Source organism: Pseudomonas alvandae (assembly GCF_019141525.1).
GTDB lineage: Bacteria > Pseudomonadota > Gammaproteobacteria > Pseudomonadales > Pseudomonadaceae > Aquipseudomonas > Aquipseudomonas alvandae.
Genome location: NZ_CP077080.1, coordinates 1,373,920 through 1,395,294 on the forward strand (window position 1 = coordinate 1,373,920; position 21,375 = coordinate 1,395,294).

A 21,375-nucleotide genomic window follows, 5' to 3' on the forward strand; every position below is an offset into this window, starting at 1 on the left:
GGGTGATCCGTATAGCCCCACCACTCGGTGCCTCGCCGAGGCTCGGCATGCCCTCACTCCGGCATTGCTCCGTGGGCCCGCCGCGAAGGGCCATCCATGGCCCAGCGCGGCTATCCCGGCATCCATGCCGGGATGCCCACTGCGCAACGCCTGCGTTCGGCCATCGTGGTTAACGGGGCGTCGAAGATCAAAGTCCAAAGCAAGATCAAGATCAAGATCAAGATCAAGATCAAGGGCAAGAGCGGGGTGCGCGCCGATCCAAGCCTCAAATGATACATAAAAAAACGGCGCTTCCCTTTTCAGGAAAAGCGCCGTTTTTTTACGAGCACTTATATCAATCAATGTACTCAAACAACTTCACAATCTTCTGCACCCCAGACACACCCTGCACCAGGTTGGTCGCCTGCGCAGCCTCCTGTTTGGTCAGCAGCCCCAGCAGATAGACGATCCCGTTCTCGGTTACAACCTTGATGCGCGATCCTGGAATGCTGGCGTCGGTCAACATCTGCGTCTTGATCTTGGTCGTCAGCCAGGCATCGTTCTGGCGCGCCAGCAGAGAGGAGGGCTGGAGGACCTGCAGTTCGTTATGCACGGTCTTGACCCGCTGCACGGCGCTGGCTTCCTGTTCGGCCTTGGCCTTGAGGTCGGCGCGTGGCGTCTGGCCGGCCAGCAGTACGACACCGTTGAAGCTGGTGACGACGATGTGCGAGTTGTTGTCCAGGTCCGGGTCGGCCTTGGCGATGTTCACGCCAACTTTGGTTTCGATCAGCGAGTCATCGATCTTGCTGCCGAAGGTGCGGGTGCCGCGGTCATCTTCAATCGGCTTTTCCCGGCTGGCGTTAACCACCGATGTGCAGCCGCTGATGCCGAGGCACAGGGTCAGGGCCAGAAGGCCTAGGCGATTAGGGGTCATTCTTCACTCCCGAACAGTTGGCTGTCGATCAAGTCGCAAAGGCAGTGGATCGCCAGCAGGTGGACTTCCTGGATACGTGCGGTGACATTGGCTGGTACGCGAATCTCGACATCTTCGGGCAAGAGCAGGGATGCCATGCCGCCGCCGTCGCGACCGGTCAATGCTACGACAATCATTTCGCGATCATGTGCGGCCTGGATCGCTTGAATAATATTGGCCGAGTTACCGCTGGTGGAAATCGCCAGAAGCACATCGCCGGGCTGGCCGAGGGCGCGGATCTGCTTGGAGAAGACTTCGTTGTAGCTGTAGTCATTGGCAATCGAGGTGATCGTCGAGCTGTCGGTCGTCAGCGCGATGGCCGGCAGGCTCGGGCGCTCGCGTTCGAAACGGTTGAGCAGCTCCGAGGAGAAGTGCTGGGCATCGCCGGCGGAGCCGCCGTTGCCGCATGAGAGCATCTTGCCCTCGTTGAGCAGGGCGTTGACCATCACTTGGCTGGCTTGCTCGATGTGCGGTGCAAGTACGTCCATCGCCTGTTGCTTGGTGTCGATGCTGGCCTGAAAAAGCTGGCGGATTCGCGATTGCATGTCCATCTGTGTGACCTTAAGTAGCGCGACTTATCGGCACAGGCATGTGCGGCGCGCAAAGCAAAGAGCAAAAAAGTTAAGTGGGGGTGTCCGGCTCGGCTGGGCTCAACTGTCGAAGGCATTCTGCAGCCAGTTCAACTGGTCGACGCTGCTGTCGATGGCAACCACGTCGAAGCGGCAGGGATGATCGGCCCAGCGAGACTCGCTTTGCAGGAAATACTGCGCGGCGAAAACCAGCTTTCGGCGTTTGCGCTCGTCAACGCTGTCGAGCGCGCCACCCCATTGGGTATTTTTCCTATAGCGGACCTCGACGAATACTACTGTATCGCCGTCAAGCATGACCAGATCCAGCTCGCCGCGCTTGCATAACCAGTTCTGCGCCAGCAGGCGCAGGCCTTGTTGCTGCAGATGCGCGAGGGCGTGGCCCTCGGCATCCTTTCCGCTTTGCAAGTGTGATCGATCGGGCATCAGCGCTGGGTGTCCGGCAGGCGCTGCACCTGGCCATTGACGAACTGGGCCCACGGCAATTGACGTTGCACGCGCTGGGTCGGCGAGATCGCCAGGCTGCCTGAAAGGCCTTCGATGCGGCTGTCCGGAAGCGTCTTGAGTTGGCCCAGGCGCGGAGCGAGGCGATAGGCGTCGGCTCCCATCGCATACAATCGGCCCAGGCTGCCACCGGCCTGGGGCCATTGTGCAGTCACTTGTTGGCGCAGTGGGTCGTTGGCGTCGAGCAGCCATGGTGTTTCGCAGAAGCGCACGCCATTCATGTCGTTGTACTGGTTCTGGTCGCCGCTGACGCTGAACACCGAAGACGTTGCATAGACTGGCACGTCGCCAGCGTACTGGAAGTTCAGGGTTGGCTTGATCTGCTGGGCCTGCTGTGGCGTCGATGCGAGGAAAATGAACTCGATGTCCTGGCGACGAGACGGCTGGGCAGCGACCGTGGTGCCTACCGTGTTCTGCAGGCTCTTGGCGCGACCTTCACTCTGGCGCAGTTGGAACATGTCGGCGATCTGCTGGGCCAGTTGCACGGGTTGGTCGACACGCTCGATCGCAACGATGGTCCCGCCGTTGGCCTGCCAATCCTGGCTGAAGGCCTTCAATACACGATCGCCCCATTCGCCTTTCGGCACCATGGCGGCGGCACGATGGAGGCCGTCGGCGCGGGCGCGACGGGACACTTCGCGGGCTTCGTCTTCCGGCGCCAGGCCGAACTGGAACAGTTGGGGGGGGCCTTGTTCGCCTTCGCTGTAGTTCAGCGCCAAGGTGGTGATCGGCAGTTGTGGGCGCGTGCTGATCTGCTTGACCAATGGTTTTTCCAGCGGGCCGACTACCAGCTGCACACCGTCAGCCTGGGCCTTGCGATAGAACTCATCCATCGAGGTCAGGCTGGCGCTGTCATAGATCTGGATGCTTGGCGGCTTCTGCCCGGCCGTTTGGGCCTGGTAGTGCGCGGCCATGAAGCCATCACGCAAGGCCTTGGCGACCGAGGCAAGCGGGCCGTTCTGCGGCAGCAGCAAGGCGATCTTGCTCAATGGCTGGCTCGCCAGCTCCTTGAGCTTGACCAGTGGCGTCGGCAATTGAAGCGCGGCCGGATGTTTCGGGTTCTGTTCGCGCCAGCTATCGATCGCCGCCTGTTGCTGTTCCAGGGTGCCGGCGGTTTTCACGGCCTTGGCCAGGCTCAACCAGCCGCCGAGGTCATCGGTGGTGGTCGGCTGCAGTTGATCGGTAGGCAGCGAGGCGATCAGGGTCCAGATCGCCTCATGGTTTTTTGCCGCCGCTTCGCCTTCCAGCAGTGGGGCGATAAAGATCCGCTCCTTGGCAGCGGCCAGGGTCTGGCCATCGGCTTCAAGGGCGCGAGCACGGACGGTGCCGGTGCGGACCTGCTGCTCCACCGGCATTTCGCTCAGGTGTTGCAGGCTCGGATGGTTCAGCGAAGCCAGGGCAGCCTTGGGCTGGTTGCGTGTCATGGCCAGTTCGGCCGACAGCGTGCTGGCGAAGATCTGTTGGCCGGGCTTGAGTGACTCCATCGGCACCTGTTGCAGGATCTGTGCGGACTGGCCAGCATTGCCTTGACGGTAGGCCAGGTCTGCGGCACTCAGGCGCAGCAGGGCAGCTTTTTCCGGGTTTTTGCTTTGGGTGGCCTGTTCGAGCAATTGCTCGATACTGGCATCCGGGGTCCGTGGAAGTTCGCCAAGGCTGGACGAGGGCGAGCTGGCGCAAGCGGCCAGGAGGGCAGCGAGGCAGAGGGCGGAGAGCAGCCGCAGGCAAGCGATCATGTAAATGTTCCTGATACGAGATCAAATTAGCGTCGAATTGTACCCAAGCGCTGGCCGGGGCGCGATGTTAGTGGTGTGAATCGATCAATTTAGGTATTTCAAAGAGTGCGGCGCAGCATAAAAGACTGGCATTGACCCCTGTGGCGAGGGAGCTTGCTCCCGCTGGGCTGCGTAGCGGCCCCAAAACCATCCAGCGCGGTACATCAAGATTTGGCTGTCAGATTTTTACGACTGCTGCGCAGCCGAGCGGGAGCAAGCTCCCTCGCCACAATGGCTTGCGTACATTCTCACGTAAGCAGTACTGCCCCAGGCTACCCGGTACTGCGAACAGCCGAGACCGCCGCTACACGCTACAATGGCGGTTTTTACCGATCATGAGGTACGCGTTTTGACTGCTCCAGGTGCTTTGAATTCCGCTGCTGGCTCGCTTTACGTGGTGGCGACCCCCATCGGCAACCTGGACGATATCAGTGCCCGGGCGCTGAAAATTCTGCGGGAAGTCGCCCTGATCGCAGCTGAAGACACGCGTCACTCCCAGCGCCTGATGCAGCATTTCGGGATTTCCACGCCATTGGCGGCATGTCACGAACATAACGAGCGGGACGAGGGCAGTCGTTTCATCACCCGCCTGCTGGCAGGCGATAACGTGGCGCTGATTTCCGATGCGGGCACGCCGCTGATTTCCGATCCGGGTTATCACCTGGTACGCCAGGCGCGTGCTGCTGGTATCAATGTGGTGCCGGTGCCCGGGGCTTGCGCATTGATCGCGGCGCTGTCGGCGGCCGGCTTGCCGTCGGACCGTTTCATCTTCGAAGGTTTCCTGCCAGCCAAGGCGGTCGGGCGGCGGGCGCGCCTGGAGGCTATAAAGGAAGAACCGCGCACGCTGATCTTCTATGAGGCGCCGCACCGCATTCTGGAGTGCCTGCAAGACATGGAGCAGGTGTTCGGTCCCGAGCGCCAGGCGCTGCTGGCCCGGGAGTTGACCAAGACGTTCGAAACCCTCAAGGGCCTGCCGTTGGCGGAGCTGCGAGCCTTCGTCGAAGGCGACAGTAATCAACAGCGTGGTGAGTGTGTCGTGCTGGTGGCGGGCTGGACTCCGCCTGAAAGCGAAGACGCGGTCAGCGCCGAGGCAATGCGCATTCTCGACCTGTTGCTGGAGGAAATGCCGCTCAAGCGGGCCGCAGCCCTCGCGGCGCAGATCACCGGCGAGCGCAAGAATGTGCTGTATCAGGTCGCGCTGGAAAAACAGAAGGGCCAATGAAACCGGCGCATCGGGCTGGCCATGGGCTTTTATCGCTTGTTCTTGAGCCGCTCTACCGTTAACCTTCGCGGCGGAGAGTCGATCGGACAGTCGCTGCCCTCTATGAAAATTAGGGGGGGGAGGAAAGTCCGGGCTCCATAGGGCGAAGTGCCAGGTAATGCCTGGGAGGCGTGAGCCTACGGAAAGTGCCACAGAAAATAACCGCCTAAGCGCTTCGGCGCCGGTAAGGGTGAAAAGGTGCGGTAAGAGCGCACCGCACGGCTGGCAACAGTTCGTGGCTAGGTAAACCCCACTTGGAGCAAGACCAAATAGGGTCCCAAGGCGTGGCCCGCGCTGGGACCGGGTAGGTTGCTAAAGATGTCCAGTGATGGCCATCGTAGACGAATGACTGTTCAAGACAGAACCCGGCTTACAGATCGACTCTCCACCTTTTTCCCTCCCTGCCGGAATCACTGGCAGAAGCCATTCCTAATACCAAAAAAATCTTACTCTTAACAAATCACTTTAACTTGTGCACGCAGCCTCCTGTGCTGCTTTGAGTTGAGGCGAATTTTCCTACGTCAGATTCTTGTTACCCCTCCTGAAACGCTCCTAAATCTCCGATCTATAAGGCTTTTCCTTCATTACGCGCCTTGACGGTGCGGTGGGCGCATTCCTATAGTGTGCGCAAGTGGCGGAAAGTGGCATGAAGTGGGTTTTTTTGAAGGTAAAACGCCAAAAAGTGGAGAAACGCTGACGTGTTTCGCGGAGCTAACGCAATCAGTCTCGATGCAAAAGGCCGGCTCGCCATGCCCAGCCGGTATCGTGACGAGCTCGTTTCGCGAAGTTCCGGGCAGTTAATCGTCACGATCGACGCTGTTGATCCATGTTTGTGCGTTTACCCTCTGGATGAGTGGGAAATCATCGAAACCAAACTGCGCGCATTGCCTTCGTTGCGAGAAGAAAACCGCCGCCTGCAACGCTTGCTGATCGGTAATGCCGTCGACCTCGAACTCGACGGCAGCGGTCGTTTCCTGGTGCCGCCGCGCCTGCGCGAATATGCCAAGTTGGACAAGCGCGCGATGCTGGTGGGCCAACTGAACAAGTTCCAGCTGTGGGACGAAGATGCCTGGAATGCGGTTTCCGCCGCTGACCTTGCTGCTATTCAACAACCGGGCGCCATGCCTGATGAACTGCGTGATTTGATCCTGTGACTATTGATAGCGGCTTTAACCACATCACCGTACTGCTTGACGAAGCCGTCGAGGCTCTCGCCGTACGTCCTGATGGCTGCTATCTGGACGGCACGTTCGGACGTGGCGGACACAGCCGGCTGATCCTCAGCCTGCTCGGGCCGGGCGGTCGGTTACTGGGGTTCGACAAGGATCCTCAAGCGATTGCCACCGGGCAAGCGCTGGCGGCCGAAGACGGCCGCTTTGTCGTTGTGCAGCGCAGCTTTGCCGAGCTGGGTGCGGAAGTCGAACAGCGCGGCTTGGCCGGCAAGATCAGCGGCGTGCTGCTGGATCTCGGCGTCTCTTCGCCGCAGCTGGACGATCCTGAGCGCGGCTTCAGTTTCCTCAATGACGGTCCGCTGGACATGCGTATGGACCCGTCCCGCGGCATCAGCGCTGCTGAATTCGTCAATACCGCCCCGGTGGAAGAAATCGCCCGTGTCTTCAAGGAGTACGGCGAAGAGCGTTTCTCCGGTCGCATGGCCCGTGCCGTGGTCGAGCGTCGTGACATCAAGCCGTTCGAGCGTACCGGTGACTTGGCCGAAGTATTGAAAGTGGCCAACCCGGCCTGGGAAAAAGGCAAGAATCCGGCAACCCGAGCTTTCCAAGGCCTGCGCATTCACGTCAACAACGAGTTGGGTGATCTCGAGGCTGGCCTTGATGCCGCCCTTGAAGCGCTGGAGGTGGGTGGTCGCCTGGTGGTGATCAGCTTCCACTCCCTGGAAGACCGTATCGTCAAACTGTTCATGCGCAAGCTCACCAAAGGCGAAGCCGATAACCTGCCGCGCAACCTGCCGGTGCGTTTCGAAGCCTTCGTACCGAAAATCAAGATTCACGGCAAAGCGCAGTTCGCCTCCGAGGCCGAGCTCAAGGCCAATCCACGTGCCCGTAGTGCGGTCATGCGCGTCGCGGAGAAGTTGCGGTGAGCAAGCTCTTCGCCAAGCCCCTGCCGGGCGGCAGCTTTTTCATGCTGCTGCTGTTTATCGGCGTGCTCGTGTCGGCCATTGCCGTGTCTTACAGCGCGCACTGGAATCGCCAGTTGCTCAATACCCTTTACAACGAGCTGAGCGTGCGCGACAAGGCGCAGGCCGAGTGGGGTCGGTTGATCCTGGAGCAAAGCACCTGGACTGCCCACAGCCGTATCGAAGTGTTGGCCACTGAACAATTGAAGATGCGCATCCCCGGCGCCGCCGAAGTGCAGATGGTGGCGCCATGATGAAGCTCGAAGGGGCACTGTTCCCGTGGCGGTTCCGCCTGGTCCTGGGCTTGCTCGGCATCATGGTCGCGGCGATTTCGTGGCGCATCATCGACTTGCAAGTGGTCGACCGTGATTTCCTCAAGGGCCAGGGCGACGCCCGTAGCGTGCGTCACATTCCGATCCCGGCCCACCGTGGCCTGATCACCGACCGCAACGGCGAACCGTTGGCCGTGAGTACGCCGGTGACGACCTTGTGGGCGAACGCCAAGGAAATGCAGCAGGCCAAGGAGAAATGGCCGGCGCTGGCTGCCGCTCTCGGCCAGGATCCGAAGGCCCTGGCCGAACGGCTTGAAGCCCAGGCCAATAAAGAATTCATCTATCTGGTGCGCGGGTTGACCCCCGAACAGGGCCAGAGCGTGCTCGATCTGAAAGTGCCGGGCGTTTATGGCATTGAAGAGTTCCGGCGCTTCTACCCGGCCGGTGAAGTCACTGCCCATATGGTCGGGTTTACCGATATCGATGATCGAGGGCGGGAAGGGGTCGAACTGGCCTATGACGAATGGCTTGCCGGGGTCGCCGGCAAGCGCCAGGTCATCAAGGACCGGCGCGGCCGGTTGATCAAGGATGTCCAAGTCACCAAAAACGCCAAGGCCGGCAAGCCCTTGGCGTTGTCCATTGACCTGCGCCTGCAATACCTGGCCAACCGCGAGTTGCGCAATGCCATCGTCGAGAACGGTGCCAAGGCCGGCAGCCTGGTGATCATGGATGTGAAGACCGGCGAGATCCTGGCCATGGTCAACCAGCCGACCTACAACCCGAACAACCGCCGCAACCTGCAACCGGCGATGATGCGCAACCGCGCCATGATCGACGTGTTCGAGCCGGGCTCGACCATGAAGGCGGTGTCCATGGCCGCCGCCCTTGAAACCGGGCGCTGGAAACCGAGCGACACCGTCGAGGTGTACCCCGGCACCCTGCAGATCGGCAAGTACACCATTCGCGACGTGTCCAAGACCGAAGGGCCAGTGCTCGACCTGACCGGCATCCTGATCAACTCCAGTAACGTTGGCATGAGCAAGATCGCCTTCGACATCGGCGGCGAGACGATCTATCGCCTGGCCCAGAAAATCGGCCTTGGCCAGGACACCGGCCTGGGCTTCCCGGGCGAGCGCGTCGGCAACCTGCCGAACTACCGTGACTGGCGCAAGGCTGAAACCGCCACGTTGTCGTACGGCTACGGTGTTTCCGTAACCGCGATCCAGCTCGTCCACGCGTTTTCCGCGTTGGCCAACAACGGGCGTATCGCACCGCTGACGCTGATCAAGACTGACAAGGCGCCGCAGACGACCCAGGTCATCCCGGAAAACGTCGCCAAGACCATGCAGGGCATGCTGCAACAGGTGATCGAGGCCCCGCGCGGTGTCTATCGCGCCCAGGTGCCGGCCTATCACGTCGCCGGCAAGTCGGGTACGGCCCGCAAGACGTCCGTGGGCACCAAGGGCTATGCCGAAAACTCCTATCGTTCGCTGTTCGCCGGCTTCGGTCCGATGAGCGACCCGCGCTACGCCATCGTGGTGGTCATCGACGAACCGAGCAAGGCCGGTTACTTCGGTGGCCTGGTTTCCGCGCCGGTGTTCAGCAAAGTGATGTCCGGCACCCTGCGCCTGATGAACGTTACCCCGGATAACCTGCCGCCGACCCAGCAGGCGAGTACCGCCCCGGTCGTTCCATTGAAAGCTGACGGAGGGCGTGGCTGATGTCCCTGAGCCTGAACAAGATTTTTGCCCACGCCGGTCATGACCTGCTGATTCGCGAACTGGCCCTCGACAGCCGTGACGTGCGCGCCGGTGACCTGTTCCTGGCCGTGCCGGGAGCCCGTTTCGATGGCCGCGACCACATTGCCGACGCGTTGAAACGCGGAGCGGCCGCCGTGGCCTATGAAGTGAACGGCGCAACCGTGCTGCCGATCACCGACGTCCCGCTGATTCCGGTCAAGGGGCTGGCGGCGCAGTTGTCGGATATTGCCGGACGCTTTTATGGCGAGCCGAGCCGTCACCTGAACCTGATTGGGGTGACCGGCACCAACGGCAAGACCAGCGTGACCCAACTGGTGGCGCAGGCGCTGGATCTGCTCGGGCAGCATTGCGGCATCGTCGGGACCCTGGGCAATGGTTTCCACGGCGCCCTGCAAAGCGGGCTGCACACCACGCCGAATCCGATCGCTGTGCAAGCGACCCTGGCAGACCTGAAGAAGGCCGGGGCCAAGGCCGTCGCGATGGAAGTCTCTTCCCACGGTCTCGATCAAGGCCGGGTCACCGCGCTGGCCTTCGATGTAGCGGTGCTGACCAACCTGTCCCGCGATCACCTGGATTACCACGGCACGATGCAGGCCTACGGCGAGGCCAAGGCCCGGCTGTTCGCCTGGAACAACCTGAAGTGCCGGGTCATCAATATCGATGACGAGTTCGGTCGGCAACTGGCCGCCGAGCAGCGCGAGTCCCGGTTGATCACCTACAGCCTGGAAGACGCCAGTGCCTACCTTTATGTACGCCAAGCACAGTTCGATGACGAAGGCGTGCGCGCCACGCTGGTTACCCCTCAGGGTGAACACCATTTGCGCAGCACCCTGCTGGGTCGCTTCAATCTGAGCAACGTATTGGCCGCCGTCGGCGCCTTGCTCGGGTTGGACTACGCGCTGGATGAAATTCTCAAGGTCTTGCCGAAGCTTGAAGGCCCGGCCGGGCGCATGCAGCGCTTGGGCGGTGGCACCCAGCCGCTGGTGGTGGTCGATTACGCCCACACCCCTGACGCATTGGAAAAAGTCCTTACGGCGTTGCGCCCTCACGCCAAGGGTCGGTTGCTGTGCCTGTTCGGCTGTGGCGGTGATCGTGACCGTGGCAAGCGTCCGTTGATGGCTGAGGTCGTAGAGCGGCTGGCCGATGGTGTCCTCGTCACTGACGACAACCCGCGCAGCGAAGACCCGTTGCGGATTTTCGACGATATCCGTGCCGGTTTCTCGGCGGTGGATAACGTCACCTTCGTGGCCGGACGCGGCCAGGCCATTGCCCAATTGATCGCCAGTGCGTCGGCGAATGACGTCATTGTCCTGGCCGGCAAAGGGCACGAGGACTACCAGGAAATCAACGGTGAGCGCCACGCGTTTTCCGATCTGGTGGAAGCCGATCACGCGCTGACCGCATGGGAGGTGGCCCATGCTTAAGGCCTTGAAGCTCAGCGAACTGACCAACGCCCTGGGCGCGCGCCTGATCGCAGCGGACGCCACGTTCAACGGCGTCAGCATCGACAGCCGGGCGATCGCCCCGGGCCAGTTGTTCATCGCCCTGGCCGGGCCGCGTTTCGACGGCCACGATTATCTGAACGAAGTGGCGGGCAAAGGCGCGGTCGCGGCGTTGGTCGAGCGCGAGGTGACCAACAGCACGCTGCCACAATTGCTGGTCGGCGACACCCGCCAGGCCCTGGGCCAGCTCGGTGCGTTGAATCGCGCGGCATTTGCCAACCCGGTCGCGGCCATTACCGGCTCCAGCGGCAAGACCACGGTCAAGGAAATGCTCGCCAGTATCTTGCGCACGCGTGGTCCGGTGTTGGCGACCCGTGGCAACCTGAACAACGACCTCGGCGTACCGTTGACCCTGCTTGAACTGGCGCCGGAGCACAGTGCCGCCGTCATCGAACTGGGTGCTTCGCGGCTCGGCGAGATTGCCTACACCGTCGGTATGACCAAGCCCCACGTAGCGGTGCTCAACAACGCCGGGACCGCTCACGTCGGCGAGTTCGGCGGCCCGGAAAAAATCGTCGAGGCCAAGGGCGAGATCATCGAGGGGCTGGCTGCCGATGGCGTCGCCGTGCTCAATCTCGACGACAAGGCATTTGAAATCTGGAAGGCCCGGGCGGGCGAGCGCAAGGTGCTGACCTTCGCCCTGAGCAACCTCGCGGCGAATTTCTACGCCAGCGACCTGGACCGCGATGCCCGCGGCTGCCCGGCTTTCAACCTGCACAGCCCTGACGGCGCCGAGCGCGTGCAGTTGAACCTGCTCGGCACCCATAACGTTGCCAATGCCCTGGCCGCCGCTGCGGCCGCCCATGCGCTGGGTGTTTCGCTGCCAGGCATCGTCGCTGGATTGAACGCGGTGCAACCGGTCAAGGGCCGCAGCGTCGCGCAACTGGCGAGCAACGGCATGCGCGTCATCGACGACACCTACAACGCCAACCCGACATCGATGTGCGCGGCCGTGGATATCCTTGCAGGCTTCTCCGGTCGCACCGTGCTGGTGCTCGGCGATATCGGCGAGTTGGGCGAGTGGGCGCAACAAGGCCACCATGATGTCGGCGCGTATGCGCGCGGCAAGGTCGACGCGCTGTACGCCGTTGGGCCAATGATGGCCCACGCCGTGGCGGCGTTTGGCGAGCACGCACAGCATTTCACCACCCAGGCCGAGCTGATCCAGGCCCTGGGCGCCGAGCAAGATCCGAACACCACCTTATTGATCAAGGGCTCACGCAGTGCGGCGATGGAAAACATCGTGGCGGCTTTGTGCGGCACCCGTATGGAGAAACATTAATGCTGCTGCTGCTAGCGGAGTACCTGCAACAGTTCCACAAAGGCTTCGCGGTCTTCCAGTACCTGACCCTGCGCGGGATCCTGGGTGTGCTGACCGCGTTGTCGTTGTCGCTGTTCCTGGGCCCGTGGATGATCCGTACCCTGCAGAGCCTGCAGATTGGCCAGTCGGTCCGTAACGACGGCCCGCAATCGCACCTGTCCAAATCCGGTACGCCGACCATGGGCGGCGCGCTGATCCTGTCGTCGATCGGCATCAGCACCTTGCTCTGGGCCGACCTGGCGAACCGTTACGTCTGGGTCGTGCTGCTGGTGACGCTGTTCTTCGGCGCCATCGGCTGGGTCGACGACTACCGCAAGGTCATTGAGAAGAACTCCCGTGGTCTGCCAAGCCGCTGGAAATATTTCTGGCAGTCGGTGTTCGGCCTCGGCGCGGCGATCTTCCTTTATATGACCGCCGCCTCGCCGGTGGAAACCACCCTGATCCTGCCGATGCTCAAGGACTACAGCATTCCGCTGGGCGCTGGCTTCATCGTGCTGACCTACCTGGTGATCGTCGGTTCGAGCAACGCGGTCAACCTCACCGATGGCCTCGACGGCCTGGCGATCATGCCGACGGTGATGGTCGGCGGTGCGCTGGGGATCTTCTGCTACCTGTCGGGTAACGTGAAGTTCGCCGAATACCTGCTGATCCCTTACGTTCCGGGCGCCGGTGAGCTGATTGTGTTCTGCGGTGCGCTGATCGGTGCCGGCCTGGGTTTCCTGTGGTTCAACACCTACCCGGCGCAAGTCTTCATGGGCGATGTCGGCGCGCTGGCGCTGGGCGCGGCCCTGGGCACCATCGCGGTCATCGTTCGCCAGGAAATCGTCCTGTTCATCATGGGCGGCGTGTTCGTGATGGAGACCCTGTCAGTCGTCATTCAGGTTGCCTCCTTTAAATTGACCGGCCGCCGTGTATTCCGCATGGCGCCGATCCACCACCACTTTGAACTCAAGGGCTGGCCCGAGCCGCGCGTGATCGTCCGTTTCTGGATCATCACCGTGATTCTGGTGCTGATCGGCCTTGCCACCCTGAAGCTGAGGTAGAACGAGTGTCCCTGATCGCTTCTGACCACTTCCGCATCATTGTCGGCCTCGGCAAGAGCGGCATGTCCCTGGTTCGCTTCCTGGCGAGCCGGGGCGTGTCGTTTGCCGTGGCCGATACGCGGGAAAATCCGCCTGAGCTGGCCACGCTGCGCCGTGACTATCCGCAGGTGGATGTGCGTTGTGGCGAATTGGACGTCGAGTTCCTGTGCCGCGCCGACGAACTCTACGTGAGCCCCGGCCTGGCGCTGGCGACCCCGGCCTTGCAGGCTGCGGCCGCCCGTGGCGTGAAGATGTCCGGCGACATCGAGCTGTTTGCGCGCAACGCCAAGGCACCGATCATCGCCATCACCGGCTCCAACGCGAAGAGCACCGTGACCACCCTGGTCGGCGAAATGGCTGCCGCCGCCGGCAAGCGTGTCGCCGTGGGCGGCAACCTGGGCACGCCGGCGCTGGACTTGCTCAATGACGATATCGAGTTGTACGTCATGGAGCTGTCCAGCTTCCAGCTTGAAACCACCGACCATCTCGGCGCCGAAGTGGCGACCGTGCTCAACATCAGCGAAGACCACATGGACCGCTACAGCGGCCTGCCGGCTTATCACCTGGCCAAGCACCGGATCTTCCGCGACGCCCGCCAAGTGGTGTTCAACCGCCAGGATGCGTTGACCCGTCCGCTAATGGGCGAAGGCCTGCCATGCTGGACCTTCGGCCTCGGTGTCCCTGATTTCAAAGGCTTCGGACTGCGCGAAGAGAACGGCGAAAAATACCTCGCCTTCGAGTTCCAGAACCTGATGCCGGTGCGCGAACTGAAGGTTCGTGGCGCTCACAACCAGGCCAACGCCCTGGCGGCGCTGGCCCTGGGCCATGCGGTCGGCTTGCCGTTCGACGCCATGCTCTCGGCCCTGCGCAACTTCGCCGGGCTCGAACATCGCTGCCAGTGGGTGCGCGATCTTGATGGCGTGGCCTGGTACAACGATTCCAAGGCCACCAACGTCGGTGCCGCGCTGGCTGCCATTGAAGGCCTGGGCGCGGACATCGACGGCAAGCTCGTGCTGATCGCCGGTGGCGACGGCAAGGGCGCCGACTTCAAGGATTTGCGCGACCCGGTGGCGGCCAACTGCCGTGCCGTGGTGCTGATGGGCCGCGACCGCGAATTGATCGCCCAGGCCCTCGGCGATGCCGTGCCGCTGGTTCGCGTCGCTTCGCTGGACGAGGCGGTGCAGCAATGCCGCGCCCTTGCGCAACCGGGCGACGCGGTGCTGTTGTCGCCGGCCTGCGCCAGTTTCGACATGTTCAAGAACTATGAAGAGCGCGGGCAACTGTTCGCCCGGGCCGCGGAGGACTTGGCATGAGCCTGATGAATATCATCAAGCCGTACCCGTCGCCGTTGATCACCGGGCGCGGCATCGACCTGGATTTCCCGATGCTCGCCGGTTGCCTGGCCTTGCTCGGCCTCGGCCTGGTCATGATCACCTCCGCCTCGTCGGAAGTGGCTGCCGTGCAGTCGGGCAACACGCTTTACCACATGATCCGTCACCTGATTTACCTGGTGATCGGCCTGGGTGCCTGCGTCGTCACCATGATGGTGCCGATCGCCACCTGGCAACGCCTGGGCTGGATGATGCTGCTCGGTGCCTTTGGCCTGTTGGTCATGGTGCTGGTGCCGGGCATTGGCCGCGAGGTCAACGGCTCGATGCGCTGGATCGGCTTCAGCTTCTTCAACGTTCAGCCTTCGGAAATCGCCAAGGTCTTCGTGGTGATTTTCCTGGCCGGTTACCTGGTGCGTCGCCAGAAGGAAGTGCGCGAGAGCTGGATGGGCTTCTTCAAGCCGTTCATCGTGTTGCTGCCGATGGCGGGCTTGCTGCTGATGGAGCCGGACTTCGGCGCCACGGTGGTGATGATGGGCGCGGCGGCGGCCATGCTGTTCCTCGGTGGCGTGGGGCTGTTCCGCTTCATCCTGATGGTGGCGCTGGCGGTGGCGGCGGTGACGGTGCTGGTGCAGGCGCAACCGTATCGGATGGCGCGCCTGATTACTTTTACCGATCCGTGGGCCGACCAGTTCGGTTCCGGCTATCAATTGACCCAGGCGCTGATCGCCTTCGGTCGTGGCGAATGGCTGGGTGTGGGCCTGGGCAACAGCGTGCAGAAGCAGTTCTACCTGCCGGAAGCGCATACCGACTTCGTATTCTCGGTCTTGGCCGAAGAGCTGGGCGTGGTGGGTTCCCTGTGCACCGTCGCCCTGTTCGTATTCGTTTGCGTACGCGGCATGTACATCGGCTTGTGGGCCGAGAAGGCCAAGCAGTTCTTTGCCGCCTATGTGGCGTATGGCCTGTCGTTCCTGTGGATCGGCCAGTTCCTGATCAACATCGGCGTGAACGTCGGCCTCTTGCCGACCAAGGGCCTGACGCTGCCGTTCCTCAGTTATGGCGGCAGCTCCCTGGTGATCTGCTGTGCCTGTCTCGGCCTGTTGTTGCGCATCGAATGGGAGAGTCGCACCCACCTGGGCAGCGAAGAGATGGAATTCCAGGAGAGCGACTTCGCCGAGGAGCCGACTCATGGGCGCTAACGTGCTGATCATGGCCGGCGGTACCGGTGGACATGTGTTCCCGGCGCTGGCTTGTGCCCGGGAATTCCAGGCGCGCGGCTACACCGTGCACTGGCTGGGTACGCCACGGGGCATCGAGAATGAACTGGTGCCGGCCGCTGGCCTGGAGCTGCACCGGATCGATGCCAGCGGTTTGCGAGGCAAAGGCAAGCTGTCGCTGCTCAAGGCGCCGCTGATGTTGCTCAAGTCGATCTGGCAGGCGCGGGCGATCATTCGTCGGCTGCGGCCGGTGTGCGTCGTCGGCTTCGGTGGCTATGTGACCGGTCCGGGTGGCGTTGCGGCAAAACTGGCCGGTGTGCCGGTGATCGTCCACGAGCAGAACGCCGTGGCCGGTACCGCCAATCGGTTACTGGTGCCGTTGGCCGCTCGGGTCTGTGAAGCCTTTCCCGACACCTTTACCCTGTCGGGCAGCCGTCGCACCACCGGGAATCCGGTGCGCACCGAGCTGTTCCTCGATACACCGCGCCCGGCCCTGGCCGGACGCAAGGCGCGTTTGCTGGTCCTGGGCGGAAGCCTGGGGGCAGAACCGTTGAACAAATTGCTGCCCGAAGCCCTGTCGCAGGTCGTTCCCGAACTGCGCCCGGAAGTGTTTCACCAGGCTGGCAAAAATCACGATGAAGTGACCGCCGAGCGCTATCGCGCCGCAGGCGTCGAGGCGCAAGTGCAGCCTTTCATCAAAGACATGGCCCAGGCCTATGGCTGGGCCGACCTGGTGATCTGCCGCGCAGGCGCGCTGACCATCAGTGAACTGGCTGCCGCCGGTCTGCCCTCGATGCTGGTGCCTTTGCCCCACGCCATCGACGATCACCAGACTCGCAACGCCGATTATTTGGCCCGTGAAGGCGCTGCCTTCCTGATGCCACAAAGAACGACTGGCGCCGCGGATCTTGCTGCGCGCCTGACAGAGGTCCTGATGCAGCCGCAAACACTCGAAGACATGGCCCGCGCCGCGCGCCGCCTGGCCAAACCCGATGCCACCGCCCAAGTGGTCGATAGCTGCCTGGAGGTGGCCCATGGTTGAGAATCGCAAAGCCATGCCGCAACCGGAAATGCGCCGCATCCGTCGCATCCACTTCGTCGGGATCGGCGGCGTGGGCATGTGCGGGATCGCCGAGGTGTTGCTGAACCTGGGTTACCAGGTCTCGGGCTCCGACCTGAAGGCTTCCCCGGTGACTGAGCGCCTGGAGTCCTTTGGCGCGCAGATTTTCATCGGCCACCGCGCCGAGAACGCCGCCAACGCCGACGTGCTGGTGGTGTCCAGCGCCGTGAACACCTCCAACCCGGAAGTCGCCACTGCCCTGGAACGCCGCATTCCCGTAGTGCCGCGTGCCGAAATGCTGGCCGAACTGATGCGCTATCGCCACGGCATCGCCGTCGCCGGTACCCACGGCAAGACCACCACCACCAGCCTGATCGCTTCGGTGTTCGCGGCCGGTGGCCTGGACCCGACGTTCGTGATCGGTGGTCGCCTGAATGCTGCTGGCACCAATGCCCAGCTGGGCACCAGTCGCTACCTGATCGCCGAAGCCGACGAGAGCGATGCGAGTTTCTTGCACCTGCAACCGCTGGTCGCCGTCGTTACCAACATCGACGCCGACCACATGGCGACCTACGACGGCGACTTCAACAAACTGAAGAAAACCTTCGTCGAGTTCCTGCACAACCTGCCGTTCTACGGTCTGGCGGTGGTGTGCCTGGACGACCCGGTGGTGCGTGAAATCCTGCCGCTGGTCAAGCGTCCGACCGTGACCTACGGCTTTGGCGAAGACGCCGACGTTCGCGCAATCAATGTGCGCCAGCAGGGCATGCAGACCTACTTCACCGTGCTGCGTCCTGATCGCGAGCCGTTGGACGTGTCGGTGAACATGCCCGGCAACCACAACGTGCTCAACGCACTGGCGACCATCTGCATCGCCACCGACGAAGGCGTCAGTGATGAAGCGATCGTCCAGGGCCTGTCCGGGTTCCAGGGCGTGGGCCGGCGCTTCCAGGTCTACGGCGAACTGCCGGTGGACGGCGGCAACGTGATGCTGGTCGACGATTACGGTCACCACCCGACCGAAGTCGCGGCGGTGATCAAGGCCGTGCGTGGCGGTTGGCCGGAGCGCCGCCTGGTGATGGTCTACCAGCCGCACCGCTACAGCCGCACCCGCGACCTGTATGACGATTTCGTCCAGGTCCTGGCCGACGCCAACGTGCTGCTGTTGATGGAAGTCTACCCGGCCGGCGAAGAGCCGATCCCCGGCGCCGACAGCCGCCAGCTGTGCCACAGCATTCGCCAACGCGGCCAATTGGACCCGATCTACATCGACCGCGGCGTGGACCTCGCGCCACTGGTCAAGCCGCTGCTGCGCGCCGGCGACATCCTGCTGTGCCAGGGCGCTGGCGATATCGGTGGCCTGGCCCCGAAACTGTTGAATAGTCCGTTATTCGCCGGCGCCATCGTGGCCTCCAGCGAGGGGAAACTGAAATGACTGCTGCCTACGCCAACCTGGTCTCGACCCTCGAGCCGAAAGCCTTCGGCCGCGTTGCCGTGCTGTTCGGCGGCAAGAGCGCCGAGCGCGAGGTGTCCCTCAAGTCCGGCAACGCCGTGCTGCAAGCCTTGCAAAGCGCTGGTGTCGACGCCTTCGGGATCGACGTGGGCGATGACTTTCTGCAGCGCCTGCTGAGCGAAAAGATCGACCGCGCCTTCATCATTCTTCACGGTCGCGGCGGCGAAGACGGCAGCATGCAAGGCCTGCTCGAATGCCTGGGCATTCCCTACACCGGCAGCGGCATCCTCGCGTCGGCCCTGGCGATGGACAAGCTGCGCACCAAGCAGGTCTGGCACAGTCTCGGCATCCCGACGCCGCGTCACGCCGTGCTGGCGTCCGAGGCCGATTGTATTTCGGCGGCGACGGAACTGGGCTTCCCTTTGATCGTCAAACCGGCCCATGAAGGTTCCAGTATCGGCATGGCGAAAGTGAATTCGCTGCCTGAGTTGACCGCAGCCTGGAAGGACGCCAGTTCCTACGATTCGCAAGTGTTGGTCGAGCAATGGATCACCGGTCCCGAGTTCACCATCGCCACCCTGCGTGACCAGGTGTTGCCCCCGATCGCGCTGGGCACGCCTCACACGTTCTACGACTACGACGCCAAGTACATCGCCAATGACACCCAGTACCGCATTCCCTGCGGGCTGGATGCTGCCAAGGAAAAACAACTGATGGACCTCACGGCCAAGGCCTGTGAGGCGCTGGGTATTGCCGGTTGGGGCCGGGCAGACGTGATGCAGGACGCCGATGGGCAGTTCTGGTTCCTGGAAGTCAACACCGCCCCCGGCATGACCGATCACAGCCTGGTGCCGATGGCGGCCCGCGCCGCCGGCCTTGATTTCCAGCAGCTGGTGCTGTCGATTCTCGCCGCCAGTGTCGGCAAACAAGAGCCAAGAGGTTAAGCCATGCAAGGCGCATCGCTTCGTCATCAGCCCTCCGCACCCGGCCGCAAGCCGGTGCCGCGGGGTGCCAGCCGAATGGTGGCCAAGGAGCCGATGTCGGCGCGCTTGCCGAAAGCCAATTTTGGTTTTCTCAAGAGCCTGTTCTGGCCGGTGCTGCTGGTGGCGTTGGGGTTCGGTACCTACGAAGGCGCCCAACGGCTGCTGCCTTACGCCGATCGGCCGATCGCCCGGATCAACGTCCAGGGCGACCTGAGCTACATCAGCCAGCAGGCGGTGCAGCAACGGATCGCCCCGTTCGTCGCGTCGAGCTTCTTCACCATCGACCTGGCGGGCATGCGCACGGAGCTGGAGCAGATGCCCTGGATCGCCCATGCCGAAGTCCGGCGGGTGTGGCCTGACCAGGTGTCGATCCGCCTGGAAGAGCAATTGCCGGTGGCCCGTTGGGGCGACGAGTCGCTTTTGAACAACCAGGGCCAGGCGTTTACGCCACGGGAACTGGCCAATTATGAACATTTGCCACAACTGTTCGGTCCACAACGGGCCCAGCAGCAAGTGATGCAGCAATACCAGGTGTTGAGCCAGATGTTGCGGCCATTGGGCTTCTCCATCGCGCGCCTGGAACTGCGTGAGCGCGGCAGTTGGTTCCTGACCACTGGCGCGGGCAGCTCGGGGCCGGGCATCGAGCTGTTGCTCGGGCGCGGCAACCTGGTGGAAAAGATGCGCCGCTTCATTGCCATCTATGACAAGACGCTCAAAGAACAGATTACGAACATTGCGCGCATCGACCTGCGCTACGCCAACGGCCTCGCTGTTGGCTGGCGGGAACCTGTAGCGCCGACGACGGCCGTACCCGCCGTCGCGAAGAATTAAGAAGAGGCTGGACCCATGGCAAACGTGCAAAGCGGAAAAATGATCGTCGGTCTTGATATCGGCACTTCCAAGGTGGTGGCGCTGGTAGGCGAAGTCGCGGACGACGGCACGCTGGTCATCGTCGGGATCGGTACACACCCGTCCCGCGGCTTGAAGAAGGGCGTGGTGGTGAACATCGAGTCCACCGTGCAATCGATCCAGCGCGCCATCGAAGAGGCGCAGCTGATGGCCGGTTGCCGGATCCACTCGGCGTTCGTCGGCGTCGCGGGCAATCACATCCGCAGCCTGAACTCCCACGGCATCGTGGCGATTCGTGATCGCGAAGTCAGCTCCGCCGACCTCGAACGCGTGCTCGACGCGGCCCAGGCCGTGGCGATCCCGGCTGACCAGCGTGTGCTGCACACCCTGCCGCAGGACTACGTGATCGATAACCAGGAAGGCGTGCGCGAGCCCCTGGGCATGTCCGGCGTGCGCCTGGAAGCCAAGGTCCACGTGGTCACCTGTGCGGTGAACGCTGCGCAGAACATCGAGAAATGCGTGCGCCGCTGCGGCCTGGAAATCGACGACATCATCCTCGAGCAATTGGCCTCGGCCTACTCGGTGCTGACCGACGACGAGAAAGAGCTGGGCGTGTGCCTGGTGGACATTGGCGGCGGCACCACCGACATCGCGATCTTCACCGAAGGCGCGATCCGCCACACGGCCGTGATCCCGATTGCCGGCGACCAGGTGACCAACGACATCGCCATGGCGTTGCGCACCCCGACCCAGTACGCCGAGGAAATCAAGATCCGCTATGCCTGCGCCCTGGCGAAACTGGCCGGTGCCGGCGAAACCATCAAGGTGCCAAGCGTTGGCGACCGTCCACCGCGCGAACTGTCGCGCCAGGCCCTGGCCGAAGTGGTCGAGCCGCGCTACGACGAGCTGTTCACGCTGATCCAGGCCGAACTGCGTCGCAGCGGCTACGAAGACCTGATCCCGGCCGGCATCGTGCTGACCGGCGGTACGTCGAAGATGGAAGGCGCGGTCGAGCTGGCCGAAGAGATTTTCCACATGCCGGTGCGCCTGGGCGTGCCCCATGGCGTCAAGGGCCTGGATGACGTGGTGCGCAACCCGATCTATTCCACCGGCGTGGGCCTGTTGATGTATGGCCTGCAAAAGCAGTCCGACGGGATCTCGTTCTCGGGGATAGGCAGCCGCGACAGCTACAGCAGCGACGAGCCGAAGGCACCGTTGTTCGAGCGGCTGCAGGCTTGGGTGAAAGGCAATTTCTGACTGATTCAAGCTTCAAGCGCCGGGTTTCAGGCTCGGCGTGCAAGACGGCAACAAACGCAGTAGGCGAAAAAAACTAGAGAA

Annotated in this window: 20 protein-coding genes and 1 other RNA gene; 17 read left to right on the forward strand and 4 right to left on the reverse strand. The window is 62.6% G+C overall.

The window, feature by feature from the left end:
- Positions 1 to 96: 96 nt before the first annotated feature.
- The gene (locus tag KSS97_RS06050; RefSeq protein ID WP_198796607.1) at positions 97 to 273 is read left to right on the forward strand and encodes a hypothetical protein; all 177 of its coding nucleotides are present in this window, start codon (positions 97 to 99) and stop codon (positions 271 to 273) included.
- A 61-nt stretch (positions 274 to 334) separates the two neighbouring features.
- Here the strand turns inward: KSS97_RS06050 and KSS97_RS06055 are convergent, their stop codons facing one another.
- The 4 genes from KSS97_RS06055 to KSS97_RS06070 all read right to left on the reverse strand — a co-directional run bounded on the left by KSS97_RS06055 (position 335) and on the right by KSS97_RS06070 (position 3,776).
- On the reverse strand, positions 335 to 913 hold the full coding sequence (locus KSS97_RS06055) for a BON domain-containing protein (RefSeq protein ID WP_030139689.1): 579 nt from the start codon (positions 911 to 913) through the stop codon (positions 335 to 337).
- A complete protein-coding gene (locus tag KSS97_RS06060; RefSeq protein ID WP_007928463.1) occupies positions 910 to 1,503 on the reverse strand; it encodes a phosphoheptose isomerase in 594 nt (197 codons plus the stop codon). Before KSS97_RS06060 ends, KSS97_RS06055 begins: the two co-directional genes overlap by 4 nt.
- Positions 1,504 to 1,602: 99 nt before the next feature.
- Positions 1,603 to 1,965, reverse strand: a complete 363-nt coding sequence (locus KSS97_RS06065) for a YraN family protein (RefSeq protein WP_030139688.1) — start codon at positions 1,963 to 1,965, stop codon at positions 1,603 to 1,605.
- Complete coding sequence (locus tag KSS97_RS06070) at positions 1,965 to 3,776, reverse strand: penicillin-binding protein activator (protein WP_217861298.1); 1,812 nt, start codon at positions 3,774 to 3,776, stop codon at positions 1,965 to 1,967. The genes KSS97_RS06065 and KSS97_RS06070 overlap by 1 nt, the downstream gene beginning before the upstream one ends.
- A 355-nt stretch (positions 3,777 to 4,131) precedes the next feature.
- Here KSS97_RS06070 and rsmI point away from each other — a divergent pair, with 355 nt between their 5' ends.
- The 16 genes from rsmI (at position 4,132) to ftsA (ending at position 21,294) form a co-directional block, all read left to right on the forward strand.
- On the forward strand, positions 4,132 to 5,037 hold the full coding sequence (gene rsmI, locus KSS97_RS06075; RefSeq protein ID WP_198796605.1) for a 16S rRNA (cytidine(1402)-2'-O)-methyltransferase: 906 nt from the start codon (positions 4,132 to 4,134) through the stop codon (positions 5,035 to 5,037).
- Positions 5,038 to 5,111: 74 nt separating this feature from the next.
- An RNA gene (gene rnpB, locus KSS97_RS06080) (RNase P RNA component class A) lies at positions 5,112 to 5,465 on the forward strand.
- A gap of 309 nt (positions 5,466 to 5,774) precedes the next feature.
- Positions 5,775 to 6,230 carry a division/cell wall cluster transcriptional repressor MraZ gene (gene mraZ / locus KSS97_RS06085; protein WP_003205355.1) on the forward strand — a complete coding sequence of 152 codons (456 nt, stop codon included), beginning with the start codon at positions 5,775 to 5,777 and terminating at the stop codon, positions 6,228 to 6,230.
- Positions 6,227 to 7,174, forward strand: coding sequence for a 16S rRNA (cytosine(1402)-N(4))-methyltransferase RsmH (gene rsmH, locus KSS97_RS06090; protein ID WP_030139685.1), 948 nt, complete (start codon positions 6,227 to 6,229; stop codon positions 7,172 to 7,174). Before mraZ ends, rsmH begins: the two co-directional genes overlap by 4 nt.
- Entirely contained in the window at positions 7,171 to 7,464 is a 294-nt protein-coding gene (gene ftsL / locus KSS97_RS06095; RefSeq protein ID WP_003178214.1) for a cell division protein FtsL, read from the forward strand. Before rsmH ends, ftsL begins: the two co-directional genes overlap by 4 nt.
- Entirely contained in the window at positions 7,464 to 9,203 is a 1,740-nt protein-coding gene (locus KSS97_RS06100) for a peptidoglycan D,D-transpeptidase FtsI family protein (RefSeq protein WP_181287711.1), read from the forward strand. The genes ftsL and KSS97_RS06100 overlap by 1 nt, the downstream gene beginning before the upstream one ends.
- Positions 9,203 to 10,666 (forward strand): UDP-N-acetylmuramoyl-L-alanyl-D-glutamate--2,6-diaminopimelate ligase, encoded by a 1,464-nt coding sequence (locus KSS97_RS06105; RefSeq protein ID WP_217861299.1) that lies wholly within the window; start codon positions 9,203 to 9,205, stop codon positions 10,664 to 10,666. Before KSS97_RS06100 ends, KSS97_RS06105 begins: the two co-directional genes overlap by 1 nt.
- A complete protein-coding gene (locus tag KSS97_RS06110) occupies positions 10,659 to 12,026 on the forward strand; it encodes a UDP-N-acetylmuramoyl-tripeptide--D-alanyl-D-alanine ligase (protein WP_217861300.1) in 1,368 nt (455 codons plus the stop codon). Before KSS97_RS06105 ends, KSS97_RS06110 begins: the two co-directional genes overlap by 8 nt.
- Positions 12,026 to 13,108, forward strand: a complete 1,083-nt coding sequence (gene mraY, locus KSS97_RS06115) for a phospho-N-acetylmuramoyl-pentapeptide-transferase (protein WP_030139681.1) — start codon at positions 12,026 to 12,028, stop codon at positions 13,106 to 13,108. Before KSS97_RS06110 ends, mraY begins: the two co-directional genes overlap by 1 nt.
- Positions 13,109 to 13,113: 5 nt before the next feature.
- Positions 13,114 to 14,460: a UDP-N-acetylmuramoyl-L-alanine--D-glutamate ligase gene (gene murD / locus KSS97_RS06120; RefSeq protein WP_217861301.1), complete on the forward strand. Its 1,347-nt coding sequence runs from the start codon at positions 13,114 to 13,116 to the stop codon at positions 14,458 to 14,460.
- Positions 14,457 to 15,674 carry a putative lipid II flippase FtsW gene (gene ftsW, locus KSS97_RS06125; RefSeq protein WP_030139679.1) on the forward strand — a complete coding sequence of 406 codons (1,218 nt, stop codon included), beginning with the start codon at positions 14,457 to 14,459 and terminating at the stop codon, positions 15,672 to 15,674. The genes murD and ftsW overlap by 4 nt, the downstream gene beginning before the upstream one ends.
- Positions 15,664 to 16,734, forward strand: a complete 1,071-nt coding sequence (gene murG, locus KSS97_RS06130) for an undecaprenyldiphospho-muramoylpentapeptide beta-N-acetylglucosaminyltransferase (protein WP_030139678.1) — start codon at positions 15,664 to 15,666, stop codon at positions 16,732 to 16,734. The genes ftsW and murG overlap by 11 nt, the downstream gene beginning before the upstream one ends.
- The gene (gene murC / locus KSS97_RS06135; protein WP_030139677.1) at positions 16,727 to 18,187 is read left to right on the forward strand and encodes a UDP-N-acetylmuramate--L-alanine ligase; all 1,461 of its coding nucleotides are present in this window, start codon (positions 16,727 to 16,729) and stop codon (positions 18,185 to 18,187) included. The genes murG and murC overlap by 8 nt, the downstream gene beginning before the upstream one ends.
- Positions 18,184 to 19,149, forward strand: a complete 966-nt coding sequence (locus tag KSS97_RS06140; protein WP_030139676.1) for a D-alanine--D-alanine ligase — start codon at positions 18,184 to 18,186, stop codon at positions 19,147 to 19,149. Before murC ends, KSS97_RS06140 begins: the two co-directional genes overlap by 4 nt.
- A gap of 3 nt (positions 19,150 to 19,152) precedes the next feature.
- Positions 19,153 to 20,019: a cell division protein FtsQ/DivIB gene (locus tag KSS97_RS06145; protein WP_030139675.1), complete on the forward strand. Its 867-nt coding sequence runs from the start codon at positions 19,153 to 19,155 to the stop codon at positions 20,017 to 20,019.
- 15 nt (positions 20,020 to 20,034) lie between these two features.
- Positions 20,035 to 21,294 carry a cell division protein FtsA gene (gene ftsA / locus KSS97_RS06150; protein WP_003205342.1) on the forward strand — a complete coding sequence of 420 codons (1,260 nt, stop codon included), beginning with the start codon at positions 20,035 to 20,037 and terminating at the stop codon, positions 21,292 to 21,294.
- The last annotated feature ends 81 nt before the right edge of the window (positions 21,295 to 21,375 follow it).